This is a genomic window from Candidatus Methylomirabilota bacterium (assembly GCA_035260325.1).
Classification (GTDB): Bacteria; Methylomirabilota; Methylomirabilia; order Rokubacteriales; family CSP1-6; genus AR19.
The window spans coordinates 1-18835 of the sequence record DATFVL010000257.1 but is presented as its reverse complement, the minus strand read 5'-3'; the positions used below and the strand labels follow the sequence as shown (position 1 = coordinate 18835).

Sequence of the window (18835 nt, the reverse complement as noted above, 5' to 3'; positions counted from 1 at the left end):
ACATGCCCCAAGTGTGGATCTGCACCACCTGCAAGAAGATTATCCGTGAGGCCGACGAGTACATCGTCCAGACGAAGAACCCCGCCGGTCTCGAGAACCGCGCACACGCCAGTTGCGTCGAGGGGAAATGAGGCGGGCGCGCGCGGGTCGCTCGAGCCGCGATTGACCAAGGACCCGGCGTGAGATAGCGCCCCGTGCCCTACCTCCGGACCGACGACGGCGTGCGGATCTACTATGAAGAGCACGGCGCCGGCACCCCGCTCGTGCTCGCCTACGGGATCGGCGGCAACGCGAAGATGTGGGACGTCAACGTCCCCGGCCTGGCGGCCCGCCACCGCCTCGTCCTCTGGGAGCCGCGCGGCCACGCGCGCTCGGACAGCCCGGAGGACCCCGCGCGGTACTCGTTCGGCCGCTGGGCGGCGGACCTCGAGGCGGTGCTCGACCACCTGGGCCTCCGCCGGGCGCACGTCGGCGGGCTCTCGCTCGGCGGGGGAATCGCGACGCGCTTCGCGCTACGGCACCCCGGGCGCGTGCGCTCGCTCGTCGTCACCAACTCCTCGTCGGCCAGCGGGCTCCCCCTCTCCTGGCAGAACGTCGTCATGCGCGCCCGCTCGATCGAGATCACGCTGACCCAGGGGATGGACGCCATGGCGGAGTTCGCGATGGCCGAGAACCCGAACGTCTCCGAGCGGCTCGCGCTCGACCCGGGCGCCAAGGCGGAGTTCTACGAGGAGTACCGGCAGCTCGCGCCGATCGGCTACGCGAACTCGCTGCGCGCGCTGATCGCGATGGACCACGTGACCGACCAGCTGCCGAAGCTCCGGATGCCGGTGCTCCTGATCGGCGGCGACCGCGACCCCTCGCTCGGGCCGATGAAGGTGATCCACAAGAAGATCCGCGGCTCGAAGCTCGTGGTCCTCTCGCCCGCCAGCCACTTCGCCAACCGCGACCAGCCGGAGGCGTGGAACCGCCTCGTCCTCGACTTCCTCGCCCGCGTCGACGCCCGCGGCACGAAGCGCGGACTGGGGGCGGGGGCCGGGGAGCCTTCGGAGACCCGTAGCTTCTACGCGTCGTCTCGCCGCCACGCCGGCGGCCCGGAGTGACGTTCGCGAGTGCTAGCGTGGTCGACGAAGGCTCCCCGGCCCCCGCCCCCGGTCAGCCGCTATTTCTTGCTCGCGTCGTAGAGCTCGCCGAACAGCACCCAGCGCTCGCCGTCGAACCTGGCGAGCTGCTCCTGCTCGATGGGCGCGAAGTCGGTCGCGCCCGTGTTGATCTTGACGCCGGGCAGCAGCATCGGCAGCGTGAGGTTCTTGATGCTCGCCACCTGCCGCATGATGTTCTCGCGCGAGAGGTCGTTGCCGCACAGCTTGAGCACGTGGACGATCGTCTGGCTGACGGAGTACGCGTACGCGTTGGCCTGGTCGTCGAGCGCGCCCTCCGGATAGTACTTCTTCATCCACGCCAGCCAGTCTTTGTAGCCCTGATCGTTGCGCCACTGCGGGTCGGTGATCTCCTTCATGTAGAGGGCGGTGATCAGGCCCGTGGAGGCCTCGAGCCCGGCCGGCTTCAGGACGGTCCCGAGCGAGCTCGACACGTTGTTGAGGAGGTGCAACGGCTTCCAGCCGATGTCGTGGGCCTTCTTGATCGCCTGGACCGCGAACTTCGGGATCGTCACGTTATAGAAGACGTTCGCGCCGCTGCTCTTGAGGTTCACGATCTGCGAGTCAATGGTGGGATCCGTCGTCTCGTACGTCTGCTCGAGGACGATGAGCTTCTTGGCGGTCTCGCCGAGCCCGTCCTTGAGCCCCTTCACGTAGTCCTTCCCATAGTCGTCGTTCTGGTAGAGGATGCCGATCTTCGGGTCCTTGACGTTCTTCAGAACGTACTGCGCGTAGATGTGACCCTCGGTCTGGTAATTCGGCTGCCAGCCGATCGTCCACGGGAAGTGCTGCGGGTCGTTCCATTTCGTCGCGCCCGTCGCGACGAACAGGTGCGGCACCTTCTGCTCGTTCAGGTACTTGTGGATCGCGCTGTTCGTCGGGGTGCCGAGCGTCTGGAACACGAACGCGACTTGGTCCTGCTCCACGAGCTTCCGCACCATCTCGACGGTCTTCGGCGGGCTGTAGCCGTCGTCGTAGGTGATGTAGTTGATCTTGCGGCCGTTGATGCCGCCTTCCTCGTTCACCTTCTTGAAGTAGCCGCCGATGGCCTTGCCGATGGTGCCGTACGCGGAGGCCGGGCCGCTGTACGGGTTGGTGTTGCCGATCTTGATCTCGGTCGCCGTCACGCCGGGTGTCTGCGCGGCCACGGGCGCGGCGACCGACGCCAGCGCGGCGACGACGGCGAGCGCGACAAAACTCCTCCGCATCATGGTGCCCTCCTGTTCGAGCGTTGACCGTCCCTCTCCGGAAAAACCCTCAGCCCGCCCTGCCCGTTCCTGCGCGGGCCCGGGCGAGCCGTACCCACGCGAGCCGGAGCGACCCGGCGATGCCCCGCGGCATCGCGTACATGAAGAGGATCAGGAAAATACCATAGATGGCCCAGGGCGCGGCCTTCGAGATGTCCTGGGCCCAGTTGGGGACGAACTGGATGAAGAGCGCGCCGAAGACGGCGCCGGTGATCGACGCGAGCCCCCCGATGACGATGCCGACGAGGAGCGTGATGGAGAGGAACACGTTGAAGGCGTCGGGCGCCACGAAGGCGATGGCGAGCGCGCTGAGCGCGCCCGCGACACCGGTGTACGCGGCGCTGACGCCGAAGGTGAGCGACTTGTAGAGCGCGTTGTTCACGCCCATCGCCTGGGCGGCGATCGGATTGTCGCGGATCGCCACGATGGCCCGACCCGTGCGGCCTCGGAGGAGGTTCGCGCCGAGCCAGAAGAGCACGAGCAGCACGGCCAGCGTGACGAAGTAGAGCCACTGGTCCGGCGAGAGCTTGAGACCGAACGGCGCCTTGGGTTTGCTGAGCACGATGCCCTGCGAGCCGCCCGTCCAGTGCTCGAAGTACTTGAGGATCTGCGGGATCGCGAGGGCGAGCGCGAAGGTCGCGAGCGCGAGATAGAGGCCTTCGAGCCGGAGCGCCGGGATGCCGAAGAGAAAGCCGACGACCAGGCAGAGGAAGCCCGCGACCGGGATCGTCCAGCCGTACGGCACGCTCCACTTGTCGATCATGATCGCGGTCGTGTAGGCGCCGAGCGCGTAGAAGGCGCCGTGGCCGAGCGAGATCTGACCGTTGAAGCCCGTCAGGACGTTGAGGCCGAGCAGCGCGATCGCGTAGATCCCGACCTGCGTGAACTGGAACAGGCGGAAGTTGGACACGAAGAGGGGCAAGGCGCAGGCGACCGCGACGGCCGCCAGGACGCCCGCCCGCCGGACACCGGCGCCCGTCACACGCGGTGCACCGCGACCCGCCCGAAGAGGCCGCTCGGCTTCACGACGAGGACGATGAGGATCACGGCGAGGGCGACGGTCAGCTTCAGCTCGGTGCCGATGAAGCTCACGTACGTCCCCACGAGGTTCTCGATGACGCCGACCAGCAGGCCGCCCACGACCGCGCCCAGGGGGCTCGTGAAGCCGCCGAGCGTGGCGGAGGCGAACGCATAGATCAGGATGCCCGCCATCATGTTCGGGTCGAGGAAGACGACCGGCGCGACCATCATGCCGGCCACGGCGCCGACGAGCGCGGCGAGCCCCCAGCCCACCCCCAGCATCCAGCCCACGCGGATCCCGCACAGGCGGCTCGACGTCGGGTTCTGGGCCGCCGCGCGCATGGCGAGGCCGAGCGTCGTGTAGCGGAAGAAGACGTAGAGGAAGAGGAGGACGACCAGCGTGACGCCGAGCGCGCCGATGTCGTGGGCGCCGAAGAAGACGTTGCCGATCTGGATCGGCTTCTCGGGGAACGGGCTCGGGAACGGCTTCTGGATGTACGAGTAGATCCAGCCGGCCACGCTGTTCAGGATCACGAGGAGCCCGATGCAGACGATGACGATCGTGAGCAGAGGCGCGCGCTCGACGGGCCGGATGACGACGCGCTCGATCAGGAGCCCGCCGACGAACGCGACCGTCAGCGTGGCGAAGAACGCGACCCAGTAGGGGAGCCCCGCGTTGATCATCGTCCACGCGAGGTAGGTGCTGAACATCGCCATCTCGCCCTGCGCGTAGTTCACCACGTCGGTCGCCTGGTAGATCATGACGAGCGCGAGCGCGAGGCTCCCGTAGATCCCGCCCGTTGAGAGCCCCGAGACCACCTGCTGGACGAAGATGTCCACCCTCAGTACCCGAGGTACGAGCGCCGGATGGCGTCGTCCTTCTTGAGGTCGCCGGCCGGGCCCGACATGACGACGCGCCCGGTCTCGAGGAGGTATGCGTGGTCGGCGAGGTCGAGCGCCATCGCGGCGTTCTGCTCCACCAGCAGGACGGCCACCCGCTCCTCGCGATTGATCGCGCGCACGATGCGGAAGATCTCGCGCACGACGAGCGGCGCGAGCCCGAGCGAGGGCTCGTCGAGGAGCAGGAGGCGCGGCCGCAGCATGAGGGCGCGCGCCACGGCGAGCAGCTGCTGCTCGCCGCCCGAGAGGCTGCCCGCGATCTGGCCGCGCCGCTCGCCGAGCACCGGGAAGTACTCGAAGACGCGCCGCAGGTCGCCGGCGAGCGTCCCCCTCCCCCGGCGCGCGTAGGCGCCCAATCTCAGATTTTCCTCGACCGTGAGCTGCATGAAGGTGCCGCGGCCCTCGGGCACGTGGGCGATGCCGAGGCGCACGATGTCCTCGGTCGCCCGGCCGGCGATGCGGTGGCCGTCGAAGCGGACCTCTCCCGCGGTCTTCACCATCCCGCAGACCGCGCGGAGCGTCGTCGTCTTGCCCGCGCCGTTGGCGCCGAGGATCGTCGTGATCCCGCCCTCCTCGACGGCGAAGGCGAGGCCGTGGAGGACCTTCGTCCAGCCGTACTGGGCCTCGAGCCCCTCGACCTCGAGCAGCGCCATCAGGCGGCGCCGCCGCGCGCCCGCTCCTCGGTGCCGAGATAGGCGCGGATCACGTCGGGGTTCTTCTGGACCGCGGCCGGCGGCCCCTCGGCGATCTTCCGGCCGAAGTCGAGGACCACGACGTTGTCGGAAACCTGCATGACGAGCCCCATGTGATGCTCGACCAGCAGCACCGTGACGCCGCGCGCGTCGCGGATCGCGCGCAGCAGCTTGGCGAGCGCGGCGACCTCCTCGTGGTTCAGGCCGCTCGCGGGCTCGTCGGCCAGGAGGAGCTTCGGCCCGCCGGCCAGCGCCCGCGCCAGCTCGACGCGCTTGAGGGTGCCGAACGGCAGCCCCGCCGCGGGGTGGTCGGCGACGGCCTCGAGGTCGAGGAACGCGAGCACCTCGCGCGCCCCGGCGCGGATCGCCGCCTCCTCGCGGCCGACCCACGGCAGGCGCAGCGCATTCGACAGGAAATCGCTGCGCGTCCGGGCGTGGACGCCGATCATGACGTTCTGGAGCACCGTGAGCGTCGGGAAGAGCGCGAGGTTCTGGAACGTCCGGCCGATGCCGAGCTCCGCGATCCGGTGCGGCGCGTGCGCGAGGAGCGGGCGGCCCTCGAACCGGACCTCGCCGCGGTCCGGCGTGTACAGGCGCGAGAGACAGTTGAAGAGCGTCGTCTTGCCCGCGCCGTTCGGCCCGATGAGCCCGACGATCTGACCCTCGTCCACGTCGAAGGAAACGGACTCGAGGGCGACGATGCCCCCGAAGTGGAGCGTGAGGTCGCGAACCGTGAGGATCGGCAAAGTTGCTCGCTTATACGCCAGGGCCGGGCGGCCGTCAACCGACCGGGGTGAAGCGCGGAATGCTGACGTCGGCGTTGACGTCCTCGAAGACGACCCGCACGGGCATCCCGATCACGAGCTTCTCCGGATCGCCGCCGACGATGTTGGTCAGGACCTGAACACCCTCCTCGAGCTCGACGTAGGCGAGGACGTACGGCAGCTCGTCCCTGAAGCCCCGCGCCTGCGTCCGGTAGGTGACGGTGAACGAGTACACGGTCCCGCGCCCCGAGCTCGGCAGCCACTCGATGTCGTCGCTCCAGCACGCCGCGCAGATCCCGCGCGGGTAGTGCTGGCGCGCGCCGCACGCGCGGCAGCGCTGGACGAGGAACTGGTGGCGCTTGCACCCCTCCCAGAACGGGCGCGACTCGGCGGTGATCTCGGGCAGCGGCTTCGCGTACTCGGCCACGCTCAGGCCCTCCCGAGGATCAGCGTGGCGCCGGAGTGGCGCGTGCCGAGCGCGCCGCCCGTGCCGTGGACGAGCGCCACGCGGCAGTCCTTCACCTGGCGCTCGCCGCACTCCCCGCGGAGCTGCTTCACCGCCTCGATGACGAGGAAGATGCCGCGCATCCCCGGATGGTTCGACGAGAGGCCGCCGCCGTCGGTGTTGATCGGCAGCTCGCCGCCGAGCTGGAGCCGCCCGCCCGAGACGAACGCGCCGCCCTCGCCCTTCTTGCAGAAGCCGAGGTCCTCGAGCGTCATGAGGACCGTGATCGTGAACGAGTCGTAGATCATCGCCATGTCGATGTCGTGGTGCGAGACGCCGGCCTCCGCGACCGCGCGCGGCCCCGTCTGGGCGGCCGCGGTCGTCAGGTAGTCGCGATGGCCGGCCTGGGTGTGGGCGACGGCCTCGGCGGCGGCGAGGAGCCTCACCGGCGGCTTCCGGACGTCGCGCGCGAGGTCCGGGTGGACCACGACGACGGCGCCGCCGCCGTCGGTGATGACGCAGCAGTCGAGCAGGTGGAGCGGCGACGAGATCATCGGCGACTTGAGGACGTCCGCGACGGTGATCGGGTCGCGGTAGAGCGCGACCGGGTTGAGGCCCGCGTGGCGCCGGCACGCGACGGCGATCTCGGCGAGCTGCGCCGACGTCGTGCCGTAGACGTGCATGTGGCGCCGCGCCACGAGCGCGTAGAGGCCGACCGTCGACGTTCCGTAGAGACCCTCGAACTGGTCCACGTACTCGCCGGCGATCCGCTCGCGCGTGCCGACGGCGATGCCCGACGAGCGCGACGTCGAGCCGTACGTGATGAGCGCGACGCGGCAGCGGCCCTCGGCGATGGCCGCGGCGGCGTGGTTGACGTGCGCGACGAAGGACGAGCCGCCGATCGTGGTGCCGTCCACGTATCTCGGCCGCAGGTTCAGGTAATCGACCGTGGCGAGCGGCCCCACGCCCGGGTTCGTCCCGATCGTGAAGTAGCCGTCCACGTCCTTCGGCGCGAGCCCGGCGTCGGTCAGCGCCGCGCGCGCCGAGATCGCCTGGATCTCGAGCACGCTCTTCGCCGTCTTGCGCTCGGGGAACTCGTGCACGCCCGCGATCAGCGCGTCGGGCACGTCAGCGGATCCTCCGGGTACCCCGGACCACCGGGATCTCGGGATCCATCACGAACCGGATCCGCGGGAGGTCGGTGTCGCACGTCGTCACGGTCGCCGCGATCGGCCACTCGAGCGTGATCGGCCCCGCGTTCCACGCCGCCGCGTCGAACCGGCCGACGGCGGGCCGGCCGCGCTCGGCCTTGTGGAAGGTGTAGTGGGGGTCCACCTGGACCAGCGTGGGCCGCCCGTCCACGCGCCCGAGGGTGACCGAGTGGATGTACTGCACGTCGCCGCCCGAGATCGTCTCGGGGTCGCGCAGCGCCACGTCGAGGATCGTCTCGCCCGCGACGCTCACGGCGCCGACGACACGATCGTAGTACCGGCGGAGCGCGACCTCGCCGCGGCGCGCGGGGAAGCCCCAGCGCTCCCTGAGTGCCGTCACCGCCGCATCGGTCGTCGCCACCGCGCCCAGCACGTAGCCTCGCGGGTGGGCGCCCGCGCGCGCCATGAGACGCACCTGCGCGAGCTCGAAGGGCCCGACCGGGCTCGCGGGATAGCGCGTGACGACCGCCGTGACGTACGCGGGGATCGCGGGGTGCATCGAGCGCGGGAGGAGCGCGCGGCTCGCATCCGGCACCTCCCAGCCGATGTGGAGGATCTCCGCCTTCGGCAGCTCCCAGGCGTCGGTGTCGAGGTCGCGGAGCTCCGGTAGGCGGCCGTCCACGGCCGCGAGGGCGAGCTCGCCGTAGAGCGGCATCAGGCCTTGCTCCCGTTGAGCGCGGGCATGACCTCGCGCGCGAAGAGGCGAAGGCTCGCGAGCACGTCGGCCTGGGGAATCAGCTCGAGCGTATTCAGGAGGAAGTTCACGCGGTCCACGCCGACGGCCTCCCACCCCTTGAGCGCGCGGATGATCCGCTCGGGGCCGCCCATGCAGAGCCCCTCGCCCACCTGCCCGCCGGCGTCGGGCCCGGTCGCCTGGCGGCGGAGCTGCGGCAGGAGGCCGAGCGACTGGTAGGACTTCGACGGGTACGCCTCGCGCGCCGAGATGAGCTGCGACGCGAGGTAGTTGAAGGCGTCGGCCATCCGCCTGCCGGTGGCCTGGCCGACGGCGTCGTCCTCGTGGCAGTAGAGGAAGTTGACGCTCGAGACCTGGTCGTTGACGAACGCGCCGACGGGCTCGCAGAGCTGGATCCGCCGCCGGTACTCGGCGATGCGCTTCTCCTGCTCGGCGAACTGGCCGAACGTGAGGCCGAGGCTCCCGAGGCCGCGGTCGGCGGCGTCGAGCTCGGTGCCGGGGCTCGTCACGGCCACCCACATCGGCGGGTGCGGCCGCTGGTAGACCTTCGGCAGGATCGTGCGCTCGGGCATGGACCAGAACTCGCCCCGGTACGCGAACTTCTCCTGCATCCACATCTTCGGCAGGCAGCGCACGAACTCGTCCCAGCTCTTCTTGGTGTCGTCGGGGCTCGCGCCGAAGCCGGCGAGCTCGGTCCACGTGGCCGAGCGCCCGGTGCCGACCTCGAGGCGGCCGCCCGAGAGGATGTCGAGCACCGCGGTGCGCTCGGCGATCTTGATCGGGTGGTTGAACTCGGGCACGCAGACGATGATCCCGTGGCCGACGCGGATCTTCTTCGTGATCATCGCGCAGGCGGTGAGGAAGAGCTCGGGCGCCGGGCAGTGCGAGTACTCCTCGAGGAAGTGGTGCTCGACGGCCCAGACCTGGTCGAAGCCGAGCTCGTCGGCGAGCCGCACCTGCTCGAGGGCGTTGTCGTAGACGGTGCGCTCGGTCTCGCGCGTCCACGGGCGCGGCACCGACAGCTCGTAGAAGAGGCCGAATTTCATGAGCGCTTCCTTTTGGGGCGGGCGTGGCTCGCGAGCCCGCGCTCCCAGAGGTACTCCTTCTCGCCCATACGCTTGCCGACCCAGCGGCCGAGGACGAAGAAGGCGTCGCTCAGACGGTTGACGTAGCGGAGGGCCCACTCGTTGATCGGCTCCGCGCGCGAGAGCTTCAAGACCTCGCGCTCCGCGCGGCGGCAGACGGTCCGCGCCTGGTGGAGGAACGCGTTGATGCGCCCGCCGCCGGGCAGCGTGAACGACTTCAGCGGCTCGAGGTCCTTCTGGCAGTGATCCATGAGGCGCTCGAGCGCCGTCACCTCCGCCTCGCCGACCTTGAACATCCCCTCGTACTCGGCCTCCGGCGGCGTCGCCAGCTCGCTGCCGAGGTCGAACAGCTCGTTCTGGATCTTGCGCAGCGCCTCGTCGAGCCAGCGGTGGTGGGCGCCCTCGGCCAGGCGCTCCTCGTTGAAGGTGCGGACGATCCCGACGATCGCGTTCAGCTCGTCGATCGTGCCGTAGGCGACGATGCGCGGCGAATCCTTGGGCACGCGCTTGCCGCCGACGAGCCCGGTCTCCCCCCGGTCGCCCGTGCGGGTGTAGACGCGGGTGATGCTGATCGTCATGGACCACCCTCCCTGCGGTATTCTACTCGACGTGAAGACGCGACCGCGCGCGGTGCTGGCCACCGCCTCGGGCACCCACTTCGTCCACGACGGCTTCTCGGACATCCTCTACGTGCTCCTGCCGGTCTGGGCCCGGGAGTTCGGGCTCGTGTACGCGCAGGTCGGGCTGATCCGGACCTTCTACTCCGGCGCGATGGCGGCGTTCCAGCTCCCGGCGGGGCTCCTCGCGGAGCGCTGGGGCGAGCGGCGGCTGCTCGCCGCGGGCACCGCGGTGACCGCGTGCGGCTTCATCGCCGCGGGCGCCTGGGCCGGCGGGTTCGCGTCGCTCCTGCTGCTCCTCCTCGTCGCGGGCCTCGGCTCGGGGGTCCAGCATCCGCTGTCGTCGTCGATCGTCTCGAAGGCGTACGAGACAGGCGCCCGGCGCACGGCGCTCGGCACCTACAACTTCGCGGGTGATCTCGGCAAGGTCGCGGTGCCCGCCGTCGTCGCGTTCGCCGCGACGACCATCGGCTGGCGCGCGGCCGCCGCGGGCTACGGCGTCGTCGGGCTCGTCGCCGCGCTCGCGATCTTCGCGATCCTTGCGCGGCTCGGGACGGGCGGCGTCGACGCGGCCGCGGCGCGCGAGGCGGCGCGGGCGCAGAGCGGCTGGGGCATCAAGGACGCGCGCGGCTTCCAGGCCCTCGCCGCCGTCGGCATGATCGACAACGCGACGCGCACGGGGCTCCTCACCTTCCTCCCCTTCGCGCTGATCGCCAAGGGCCTGACGGTCGCCGGCGTGGGGACCGCGCTGGCGCTCGTGTTCGCGGGAGGCGCGGTCGGCAAGTTCGTCTGCGGCGTCGTCGCCGAGCGCGTCGGCGTCATCCGGACGGTCGTGCTGACGGAAGGCGCGACGGCGCTCGGCATCGCCGCGATCGTCGCCGCGCCGCTGCCGGTGGCGCTGGCGGTCCTACTGCCGCTCGGCGTCGCGCTCAACGGGACGTCCTCGGTCCTGTACGCCACGGTGGCGGACCTCGTCACCGCCGACCGCCGCTCGCGCGCCTACGGCCTCTACTACACGCTGACGGTCGGGGCCTCGGCGAGCGCGCCGACGGTCTACGGCCTGCTCGGCGACGCGGTCGGCGTCAGCGCGACGCTCCTCACCGTGGCGACGCTCGTGCTGGCGACGATCCCGCTCTGCCTCGTCCTGCGCGCGTCCGTCGCCGAGCCCGCCCGCGCCTAGTCACTCGGAGGGGGCGAGGCGCCCCCTCCGATTCCTCCCCAGACGAATCTCCGTTGCGCCGGCAAAGCCGGCGGATCAATCACATCGGAGGGGACGAGGCGCCCCCTCCGATTCCTCCTCAGACGAATCTCCGTTGCGCCGGCAAAGCCGGCGCTCGAACGGCGGTCGCTCAGCGGAGGGCGAGCTCCATGAAGAGCGCGCCGGGGACGGGGTTCGCGTAGTACGGCGCGATCTCCGCGAAGCCGAGCGCGCGGTACATCGCGATCGCTTCCGTCATGGCGGGCAGCGTGTCGAGGCGCATGCGCGCGTAGCCGATCGCGCGCGCCTCGGCGATGACCCGGTCAGCGAGGAGCCGCCCGACGCGCCGGCCCCGGAGCTCGGGGCGGAGGTAGAGGCGCTTCATCTCGCACGCGTCGGGGCCGAGCGGCCGGAGCGCGACGCAGCCCGCGGGCCGGCCGCCGTCGATAGCGAGCAGAAGGCGTCCCCTCGGTGGAGTGTAGGCGCCGGGCAGGCCCGCGAGCTCCTGCTCGAACCCCTGGAAGCAGAGGTCGACGTCGAGCGACTTCTCGTACTCGCGGAAGAGCTCCTTCACCCGCTCGATGTCGCCGGCGCTTGCCGCCTGGATGATCTCCATCGCCGGCCATGATAGCGCGCCGTGGTAGCCTACCGCTGGAGGTACGAGCCATGGCGACCAAGACCGTCGAAGATCTCAGAAAGCGCACCGACGTCTCGTGGGCGAGTCTCAGCAAGCAGCTCCAGGGGATGGAGCCTCACGTGGACCGCCCGGAGAAGCCGGGCGAGTGGACGGTGCGCGAGGTCCTCTCCCACCTGCTCTTCGATCCCGGCATCGATTTCGGCGCGCGCCTCAAGAGCTTCACGACGGGCAACCTGCCGGTCATCGAGGTCACGCCCGGCCAGACGCACCTCACGCCCGAACGGCAGAAGATGACGCTCAAGCAGCTCGCCGACGCGCTCGACGCCCAGCGGCGGGGCGTCTTCACGTACCTCGAGGGGCTCTCCGACGCCGACATGGGACGCAAGGCGCGGATCCCGCTCTTCAAACAGTTCATGGGCACAGACGAGATCGCGATCCACGTCTACGTGGGCGCCATGTACGAGAACCACTGGGGCGACCACACGGGCCAGCTCGCGAAGATCCGCAAGGCCGCGGGACTGCCGGAAGCGAAGTAGCGGGCTACGTCAGGTAGAAGGGGCGCGCGGCCTCGCGGCGGTACGGGTAGCGCTGGAGCGTGTCCGGGTCGGGATCGGCGCCGAGCCCCGGCCGGTCGGGGATCGTGACGGCGCCGCCCGCGCAGCGGATGGGCTCGGCGAGCAGCGGCGCCGCGAGCTGGCCCGGCGGGAATTCGACGTAGGGGACGCCCGGCGTGGACGCGACGACGTGGAGCGTCGCCGCGAGGCCGGGCCCGAAATAAAACGAGTGCGGCACGAACGTAACACCCGCCGCCGCAGCGAGCGTCGCGATCTTCTTCATCTCGAGGATCCCGCCCACCTTCGTCACGCTCGGCTGGACGATGTCCGCGGCCCCCGCGTCGAGGATCGCCCTGAAGGCGAACGCCGTCGCCTCGTTCTCCCCGCACGCGATCGGCGTGCGGAGCGCCGCGCGCACGCGCGCGAGCCCGTCGTAGTCCTCGGGCGGCCACACGGGCTCCTCGAGCCAGCGCAGGTCGTGGCGTTCGAGCTGGCCGCCGATCCGGATCGCCTCCTCCACGCTCCACGGGCAGTTGGTGTCGAGCATCAGCTCGACGTCGGGGCCCGCGACCTCACGCGCCTCGGCGACCGACTGGACGTCGGTCTGGTGGAGCTTGACCGCGGTGAAGCCGAGGACGAGCGCCGCCGAGACGCCCTGACGCACCTTCGCCGGCGTCTCGTAGCGCAGGAGGCTCGCGTAGACGCGCGCGTGGGACGTACAGAGCCCGCCGAGGAGCTGGTAGACCGGCACGCCTCGCGCCTTGCCCGTGAGGTCCCAGAGCGCGAGCTCGACGCCGCTCACCGCCATCATCGCCAGCCCGCGGCGCCCCCAGATCATCAGCGCCCGGTGCATCGTGTCCACGAGGTGCTCGATCCGCGTCGGGTCCTGGCCGAGGACGAGCGGCGCCAGCGCGTCCTCGACGACCGCGCAGACCGCGAGCGGCACGCCGTAGGCGAAGCACTCGCCCCAGCCCGTCAGCCCCTCGTCGGTCGTCACGCGCACGAGCACCTGGCGGCCGATGCCCGACGCCCACGGCGAGGGCGGGGTGGCCGGCGCGAGCGGGATCGCCAGGGGGATCGCCTCGACGCCCGTGATCTTCATCAGAGGTCGCCGAGCCCGAGCTCGCTCCAGCGCGCGCGCACGCGCGCCTCGTCCTCGGCCGCCGGGCGCACCGTCGGCGGGAAGCGCTCGCCCCCCCACTCGGGCCGCCGCTCGAACTTCCAGGAGCGCGTCGCGTCGATGAGCACGCGGTTCCAGAGGCCGGTGCCGAGCCGCGCCACGTCGCGGTCCTCGAGCGGCGTGCTCGGGTCGATCGGCGAGCCGAAGATGCCCGGGAAGACCACGATGCCCTCCTCGCCCGCGTTCACGCGGTGGGCGAACGCCCAGTCCACCTGCTCGTACGACGACGGATCGATGTCGTCCTCGACGACCGTCACGTGCTTGTAACGGAACTGCGCGGCGCTGTTCCCCCAGAGCGCGGCGGCGATCTGCTTCGGCTGGCCCTGGTAGGCCTTCGCGATCTGGACGACGATGTTCACGCCGTTGGTGATCGGCGGCACGAAGACGTCGCGCACGCCGGGAATGCCGGCGGCGGTGAGGATGTTCCACGCGATCGCCGCGCGCTGCACGGAGGACATGACGCTGTTCTCGCTGTAGGAGCCGGGCAGCGTGCCCTCGAGCGACCCGCGGAAGATCGGGTCGCGCCGGTGCGTGATGCACGAGATCCGCATGCTCGGCCGCGGCGTCGGGATGTCGGAGACGTAGCCGGTGAACTCGCCGAAGGGCCCCTCGACCTCATACGTCGCCGGGTCGTCGCTGATGAGGCCCTCGAGGACGATCTCGGCTCTCGCCGGGACCTCGAGGTCCACCGTCTCGCAGCGGACCAGCTCCGCCGGCTCCCCGCGATAGGCGCCCATCACGTCCCACTCGCAGACGCCCGCGGGGATCGGCGAGCCCGCGAGGAAGGGCATGATCGGGTCCCAGCCGATGACGCACGCGACGGGCATCGGCTCGCCGCGCGCCGCCCACTTCAGGAAGTGCTGGCCCCAGTGCTGGCCGCCCTTGATGAGGAGAAAGGGCGTCGTGTTCTTCTTGCCGATCATGCCGCGGTAGATCCCGACGTTCATCGCGCGCGTCTCGGGATCGCGCGTGACGATCGCGGAAAACGTGTGGATGTAGCGTCCGCCCTCGAGGTAGTGCCACTTCGGGACGGGGAACTCCGTCTGGTCCACCTCGGCGCCCCTGACGACGACCTCCTTCACGGGTCCGCCCGATACGATCCGCGGCGGGAGCGTCTCGCGGTTCTTCTTCATGACGTACTGGACCAACTCGCGGTTCGAGGTGTCCTTGGGAAAGCCGAGCGCGAGCGCCAGCCGCCCGCGGCTGCCGAGCCCGCTCGTGAAGAGCTTCGTGCAGCGCGCCTTCTCGTAGCCCTTGATGCTCTCGAAGAGGAGCGCCGGACCCTTCTTCTCGAGGACGCGCCGGGTGATCGCGCCGAGCTCGCGATCCCAGTCGACCTCCGCGGTGACCCGGCGCAGCTCGCCTTCCTTCTCGAGCCGCCCGATCCACTCGCGCATGTCCATGTACGGCATCAGCCGACTATCGTGAGTCGTGCCCCGAGGGTCTTCGTGGGGTCGAGGACGCCCGGCTTCGGGGCCCTGAGCGTGGCGGCGTAGGGCGAAGCCCCGCGCGCCGCGAGCCAGTCCGTCAGCGGACCCACTCGTCCCCGCGGCGCGACGAAGTCGAGCGCGTGCGGCCCGATCGTGAACCTCATGCCGGCGCCGTCCAGCTCGGGACGCTGGACGGGCTGTCCCGGCCGCCGCAGGACCTCTACGTACCACGCCGCGACCGGCGCCACGCCGTCGACCGCCACGGCGACGCTCCCGATCCCCGTCACGCCGTTCGCGTGGCGCGTCTCACGCGGGATGCGCTCGTCGCGCGGCGTCTCGTCCTGGATGAGGAACGGCGCGATCCCCCGATGGTCCCCGCGCGGGATCGAGAGCACCCACTTGAGCTGGTAGCCGTCGGGCCGTAGGCGGCTGAGCGGCGACGGATCGTCGATCGCGACCCCCGCCTTCCGAAAGGCCGCGGTGTCACCGAGGAGGTCGTCGGTCTGCATGCAGAAGTCCACGAGGCCCCCGCCCTTCTGGAGCGGCGTCCACCACTTGTGGGCCGGGTTCTTCTCGTAGAACGCGATCAACTCGACGTATGCGCCGTCGGCAAACGCGATCAGCGCGTTGTGGGTGCCGACGGGATGGCGGCCGCCCGGCACCACGCTGAAGCCGAGCGCCTCGTAGCTCTTCCGCGCGACGTCCAGGTCGGGCACGGCGATGACGATGTGGTCGATCCCCTTGAGCATCAGCGGCCTCCGAAGGCGGGCGCCACTTCGCCGAGGAACCGCTTGAACTGGCCCCGCTGGTCCCAGGACGTGAGCCGGAGCGCCATGTGGCCGACGCCGGCGTCGAAGTACGCGCGCAGCTCTGCGATGCACTGCGCCGGGCTCCCCGCGACGGTCCACTGCTCGACGAACTTCGGCGTGAACTTCGCCGTGTAGTACGTGTCGAGGAACGCCTTCGACTCCTCGAGCGCCTTCTGGCGGTCCTCGTTGATGTTGACGTTGTGGTAGAGCGCGCTCCCGAGCTTCGCCGGGTCGCGCCCCTCCTCGCTCGCCATGGCCTGGATGCGCGCGAACTCCCGGCGGAACTCCGGGGGCGAGAGCTTGTTGGTCATCCAGCCGTCGGCGTAGCGCGCGACGCGGCGGTAGGCGCGCTCGACGGCCGGCTCGGACGCCGACGCGCCGCCCTTCCACGTGAGCCCCGTCGGGTTCGACGCGATCCAGATCGGGCACGGCTGCTGCAGCGGTCGCGGCTCCAGCGTGACGCCCTCGAACGCATAGAACCGGCCACGGTGCGAGACGTTCTTCCCGCCGAAGAGCTTTCGCAGGATCTCGACGCCCTCCTCGAGGCGTCCCGGCCGCTCGGCCGACGCCACGCCCATGACGGCGTGCTCGGCCGCCTGCGCGGCGTTCGCGTCGCTGGGCCCGCCGAGGCAGGCGACGAGCCAGGCGCGCCCGCCCGAGATCGCGTCGAGGCTCGCCCACTGGTGGGCGAGCATCACCGGGTGGCGGTGCACGAAGGTCGCCATGCACCCGACCGCGAGCCTCACCTTCGCCGTCACGCCGGCGAGGGCGGACAACAGCGTGACGGACTCGAGGCGAGGCTTGGCGAGGAGGCTGTCCCCGACCCAGACGGCGTCGAAGGCGCCCGAGCGCTCGGCCTCCACGGTGAGGTCCACGAGGTCGCGGGCCTTCACGACGCCGAGCACGACGGCGCGGTTCGCGAGGATCAGGCCGAACGAGTGGGCCACGGCGTCATCTCCCCGTGTACTTCGGCGGTCGCTTCTCGAGGAACGCGGTCACGCCCTCGGCGTAGTCGTGCGTGGACCGGAGCCACGCGTAGGCCTTGCGCTCGAGCTCGAGCGCCGTCTCGAGCGGCGCCTCGGCGCCCCGGTTCAGCACCATCTTGAGGGTCCGGAGCGCGAGCGGCGCCTTCTCGGCCAGGTCGCCGGCGAGCGCCCCCACCGTCTCGTCGAGCTTCTCGTGCGGCACCGCCTGGGTGATCAACCCCCACGCCTCGGCCTCGGCGGCCGAGATCCGCCGGCCCGTCATCATGAAGAGCTTGCCGCGCGTCATGCCCATGAGGCGCAGCGCGCGCTGCGTGCCGCCGCTCCCGGGGATCATGCCGAGCCTCACCTCGGGGAAGGCGAACTCGGAGCGCAGCGTCGCGATCCGGAAGTCGCACGCGACCGCCAGCTCGAGACCGGCCCCCATCGTATACCCGTCGATCGCGGCGATCACCGGCTTGCGGCAGCGCTCGGCGGAGGTCAGCGTGTCTCCCCACAGCTCCAGGTCGGCGGGCGCGAGCGTCAGGAACTCCGAGACGTCGCCGCCGGCACTGAAGGCCTTGCCGCCCGCCCCGCGGACGACGACGACCCGGATCGCGTCGTCGGCCTCGAGAGCCCGGAAGATCCCCGGGAACTCGTTCCGCATCGCGACCGTCAGCGTGTTCATCTTCGGCTGGCGGTCGATCCAGATCGTCGCGACGGCGCCCGCCCGCTCGACCCTCAGGAACTCGCTCATGGATGAACCTCCGTGTACCGGCCGTCGCGGAGCAGCCGGCGCAGGATCTTGCCCGACGCGGTCTTGGGGATCTCGCTGACGAAGACGAACCGCCTGGGTCGCTTGAAGGCGGCGAGGTCGCCGCTCTCGCGGCAGTACGCGTCGAGCGCCTCGGGCGTGAGGCCGGGCTCGCGCGCGACGACGAACGCGACGACGCGCTCGCCCCATTTCTCGTCCGGCTCGCCGACGACCGCCACGTCGCGGACGCGCGGGTGGCGCGCCAGCGCGTCCTCGACCTCGACCGGATGGATGTTCTCGCCGCCGCTGATGATCATGTCGTCCACCCGGCCGGCGACCCAGAGGTCGCCGTCGGCGTCCACCCAGCCCATGTCGCCCGTGAAGTACCAGCCGTCGCGGAGCGCGCGCGCATCGGCGTCGGGGCGGTTCCAGTAGCCGGCGAACGCCTCGTCGGACTCGAGGCTCGCGATGATCTCGCCCTTCGTCCCGGGCGGCACGGCCTCGCCGGGCCCGACCCGGTGCTCGGCGCTCGCCGCGACGACGCGGAGCTTGGCGTGGAGCCCCGCACGGCCCGCGCAGCCAGGCTTCACGCGCACGTCGGGGAAGATCGAGAACGTGTAGATCTCCGTCGAGCCGTAGTGATTGACGAAGACGTCGGGCCGGAACGCCTTCGCGCACGCCTCGGTGAGCGGCACGAGCATCGGCGCGCCCGCGTACGCGAGCTTCCTCACCGAGGCGACGTCGGCCTGGGCGAGCTCCGGTGCGTGCACCAGCTCGTAGAAGAGCGTCGGGATCAGGTAGAGCGCCGTCAGCCGCTCCCGCGCGATGAGGCGGAGCGCGCCGGCGGCCGACCAGTCGGGCTGGCAGACGAAGCCGCCGTTGACCGCCGCCATGCTCGTCAGCGAATGGATCCCCATCGTGTGGTAGAGGGGCATCACGCCCAGGGTCCGCTCGCCCCACGTGTAGCCGCACTGGAGCGCGTGCGCCAACGCGCCGGCGTAGTGGTTCTTATGGGTCCGCGGGACGCCCTTCGGTCTTCCGGTGGTGCCGGACGTGTACAGGATCAGCGAGAGGTCGCCCTCCGAAAGATCGGGAGCGAGCGGGGCTCGATGGCTCGGAACAACACTCGCCCCTGAGCCCCGCTCGCCCCCGATCTCATCGAAAGCCAGCGCCTTCGCCGGCGCGTTCTCGCCGACATAGACCAGGCGTACCGGGGTCCCGCGAGCGGCTTCAAGCATCGAGGGCGCGGTAGCCGCCTCGTAGAGCGCGAGCTTGGCGCCCGAGTCCTCGAGAACATACTTCATCTCGCCGGGGGCGAAACGGAAGTTGACGGGTGTCGGCACGCCCCCGAGCGTCTGGAGCGCCCAATAGACGACGACGTGCTCGAGGCGGTTCTTGAGCGCGATGAGGACGCGGTCGCCCTTGCCCACCCCGAGCCGCGCGAGGCCGCGCGCCACCGCGGCGCAGCGCTCGGCG

20 protein-coding genes are annotated in these 18835 nt (G+C 70.8%); 3 read left to right on the top strand and 17 right to left on the bottom strand.

All coding sequences use genetic code 11. The features are described from left to right. The first annotated feature begins 194 nt into the window (after positions 1-194). Entirely contained in the window at positions 195-1103 is a 909-nt protein-coding gene (locus tag VKG64_16670) for an alpha/beta fold hydrolase (protein HKB26671.1), read from the top strand. Positions 1104-1162: 59 nt separating this feature from the next. Here VKG64_16670 and VKG64_16665 read toward each other — a convergent pair whose 3' ends face one another. Genes VKG64_16665 through VKG64_16620 form a run of 10 tightly spaced genes read right to left on the bottom strand, consistent with a single transcriptional unit; the run spans position 1163 to position 9796 of the window. Next, entirely contained in the window at positions 1163-2371 is a 1209-nt protein-coding gene (locus VKG64_16665) for an ABC transporter substrate-binding protein (GenBank protein HKB26670.1), read from the bottom strand. A gap of 46 nt (positions 2372-2417) precedes the next feature. After that, positions 2418-3389 carry a branched-chain amino acid ABC transporter permease gene (locus tag VKG64_16660; protein HKB26669.1) on the bottom strand — a complete coding sequence of 324 codons (972 nt, stop codon included), beginning with the start codon at positions 3387-3389 and terminating at the stop codon, positions 2418-2420. After that, positions 3386-4267 carry a branched-chain amino acid ABC transporter permease gene (locus VKG64_16655; protein ID HKB26668.1) on the bottom strand — a complete coding sequence of 294 codons (882 nt, stop codon included), beginning with the start codon at positions 4265-4267 and terminating at the stop codon, positions 3386-3388. Before VKG64_16655 ends, VKG64_16660 begins: the two co-directional genes overlap by 4 nt. Before the next feature lie 2 nt (positions 4268-4269). After that, entirely contained in the window at positions 4270-4983 is a 714-nt protein-coding gene (locus VKG64_16650) for an ABC transporter ATP-binding protein (GenBank protein ID HKB26667.1), read from the bottom strand. Then, positions 4980-5765, bottom strand: coding sequence for an ABC transporter ATP-binding protein (locus tag VKG64_16645; GenBank protein HKB26666.1), 786 nt, complete (start codon positions 5763-5765; stop codon positions 4980-4982). The genes VKG64_16650 and VKG64_16645 overlap by 4 nt, the downstream gene beginning before the upstream one ends. Positions 5766-5799: 34 nt before the next feature. Further along, positions 5800-6210 (bottom strand): Zn-ribbon domain-containing OB-fold protein, encoded by a 411-nt coding sequence (locus tag VKG64_16640; protein ID HKB26665.1) that lies wholly within the window; start codon positions 6208-6210, stop codon positions 5800-5802. Positions 6211-6212: 2 nt separating this feature from the next. Beyond that, positions 6213-7355, bottom strand: a complete 1143-nt coding sequence (locus tag VKG64_16635; protein ID HKB26664.1) for a thiolase domain-containing protein — start codon at positions 7353-7355, stop codon at positions 6213-6215. A 1-nt stretch (position 7356) separates the two neighbouring features. Next, complete coding sequence (locus VKG64_16630; GenBank protein HKB26663.1) at positions 7357-8094, bottom strand: acetoacetate decarboxylase family protein; 738 nt, start codon at positions 8092-8094, stop codon at positions 7357-7359. Further along, positions 8094-9179, bottom strand: coding sequence for an LLM class flavin-dependent oxidoreductase (locus VKG64_16625; protein HKB26662.1), 1086 nt, complete (start codon positions 9177-9179; stop codon positions 8094-8096). Before VKG64_16625 ends, VKG64_16630 begins: the two co-directional genes overlap by 1 nt. After that, a complete protein-coding gene (locus tag VKG64_16620; GenBank protein HKB26661.1) occupies positions 9176-9796 on the bottom strand; it encodes a cob(I)yrinic acid a,c-diamide adenosyltransferase in 621 nt (206 codons plus the stop codon). Before VKG64_16620 ends, VKG64_16625 begins: the two co-directional genes overlap by 4 nt. A 31-nt stretch (positions 9797-9827) precedes the next feature. Here VKG64_16620 and VKG64_16615 point away from each other — a divergent pair, with 31 nt between their 5' ends. After that, the gene (locus VKG64_16615) at positions 9828-11015 is read left to right on the top strand and encodes an MFS transporter (GenBank protein ID HKB26660.1); all 1188 of its coding nucleotides are present in this window, start codon (positions 9828-9830) and stop codon (positions 11013-11015) included. A gap of 169 nt (positions 11016-11184) precedes the next feature. On the opposite strand, the gene VKG64_16610 is transcribed toward VKG64_16615, so the two are convergent. Then, entirely contained in the window at positions 11185-11649 is a 465-nt protein-coding gene (locus VKG64_16610) for a GNAT family N-acetyltransferase (protein ID HKB26659.1), read from the bottom strand. Between the two features lie 50 nt (positions 11650-11699). Here VKG64_16610 and VKG64_16605 point away from each other — a divergent pair, with 50 nt between their 5' ends. Further along, complete coding sequence (locus VKG64_16605; protein HKB26658.1) at positions 11700-12206, top strand: DinB family protein; 507 nt, start codon at positions 11700-11702, stop codon at positions 12204-12206. 4 nt (positions 12207-12210) lie between these two features. Here VKG64_16605 and VKG64_16600 read toward each other — a convergent pair whose 3' ends face one another. From VKG64_16600 to VKG64_16575, 6 genes are all read right to left on the bottom strand, one after another. Further along, positions 12211-13326 carry a mandelate racemase/muconate lactonizing enzyme family protein gene (locus VKG64_16600; GenBank protein HKB26657.1) on the bottom strand — a complete coding sequence of 372 codons (1116 nt, stop codon included), beginning with the start codon at positions 13324-13326 and terminating at the stop codon, positions 12211-12213. Next, a complete protein-coding gene (locus VKG64_16595; protein HKB26656.1) occupies positions 13326-14816 on the bottom strand; it encodes a UbiD family decarboxylase in 1491 nt (496 codons plus the stop codon). Before VKG64_16595 ends, VKG64_16600 begins: the two co-directional genes overlap by 1 nt. Then, positions 14816-15583: a VOC family protein gene (locus tag VKG64_16590; protein HKB26655.1), complete on the bottom strand. Its 768-nt coding sequence runs from the start codon at positions 15581-15583 to the stop codon at positions 14816-14818. Before VKG64_16590 ends, VKG64_16595 begins: the two co-directional genes overlap by 1 nt. Beyond that, positions 15583-16590: an LLM class flavin-dependent oxidoreductase gene (locus VKG64_16585; protein ID HKB26654.1), complete on the bottom strand. Its 1008-nt coding sequence runs from the start codon at positions 16588-16590 to the stop codon at positions 15583-15585. Before VKG64_16585 ends, VKG64_16590 begins: the two co-directional genes overlap by 1 nt. Before the next feature lie 4 nt (positions 16591-16594). Further along, positions 16595-17362, bottom strand: a complete 768-nt coding sequence (locus VKG64_16580) for an enoyl-CoA hydratase/isomerase family protein (protein HKB26653.1) — start codon at positions 17360-17362, stop codon at positions 16595-16597. Next, positions 17359-18835 (bottom strand): AMP-binding protein (locus VKG64_16575; GenBank protein ID HKB26652.1); only part of this gene is annotated, 1477 nt, incomplete at its 5' end. The genes VKG64_16575 and VKG64_16580, both read right to left, overlap by 4 nt.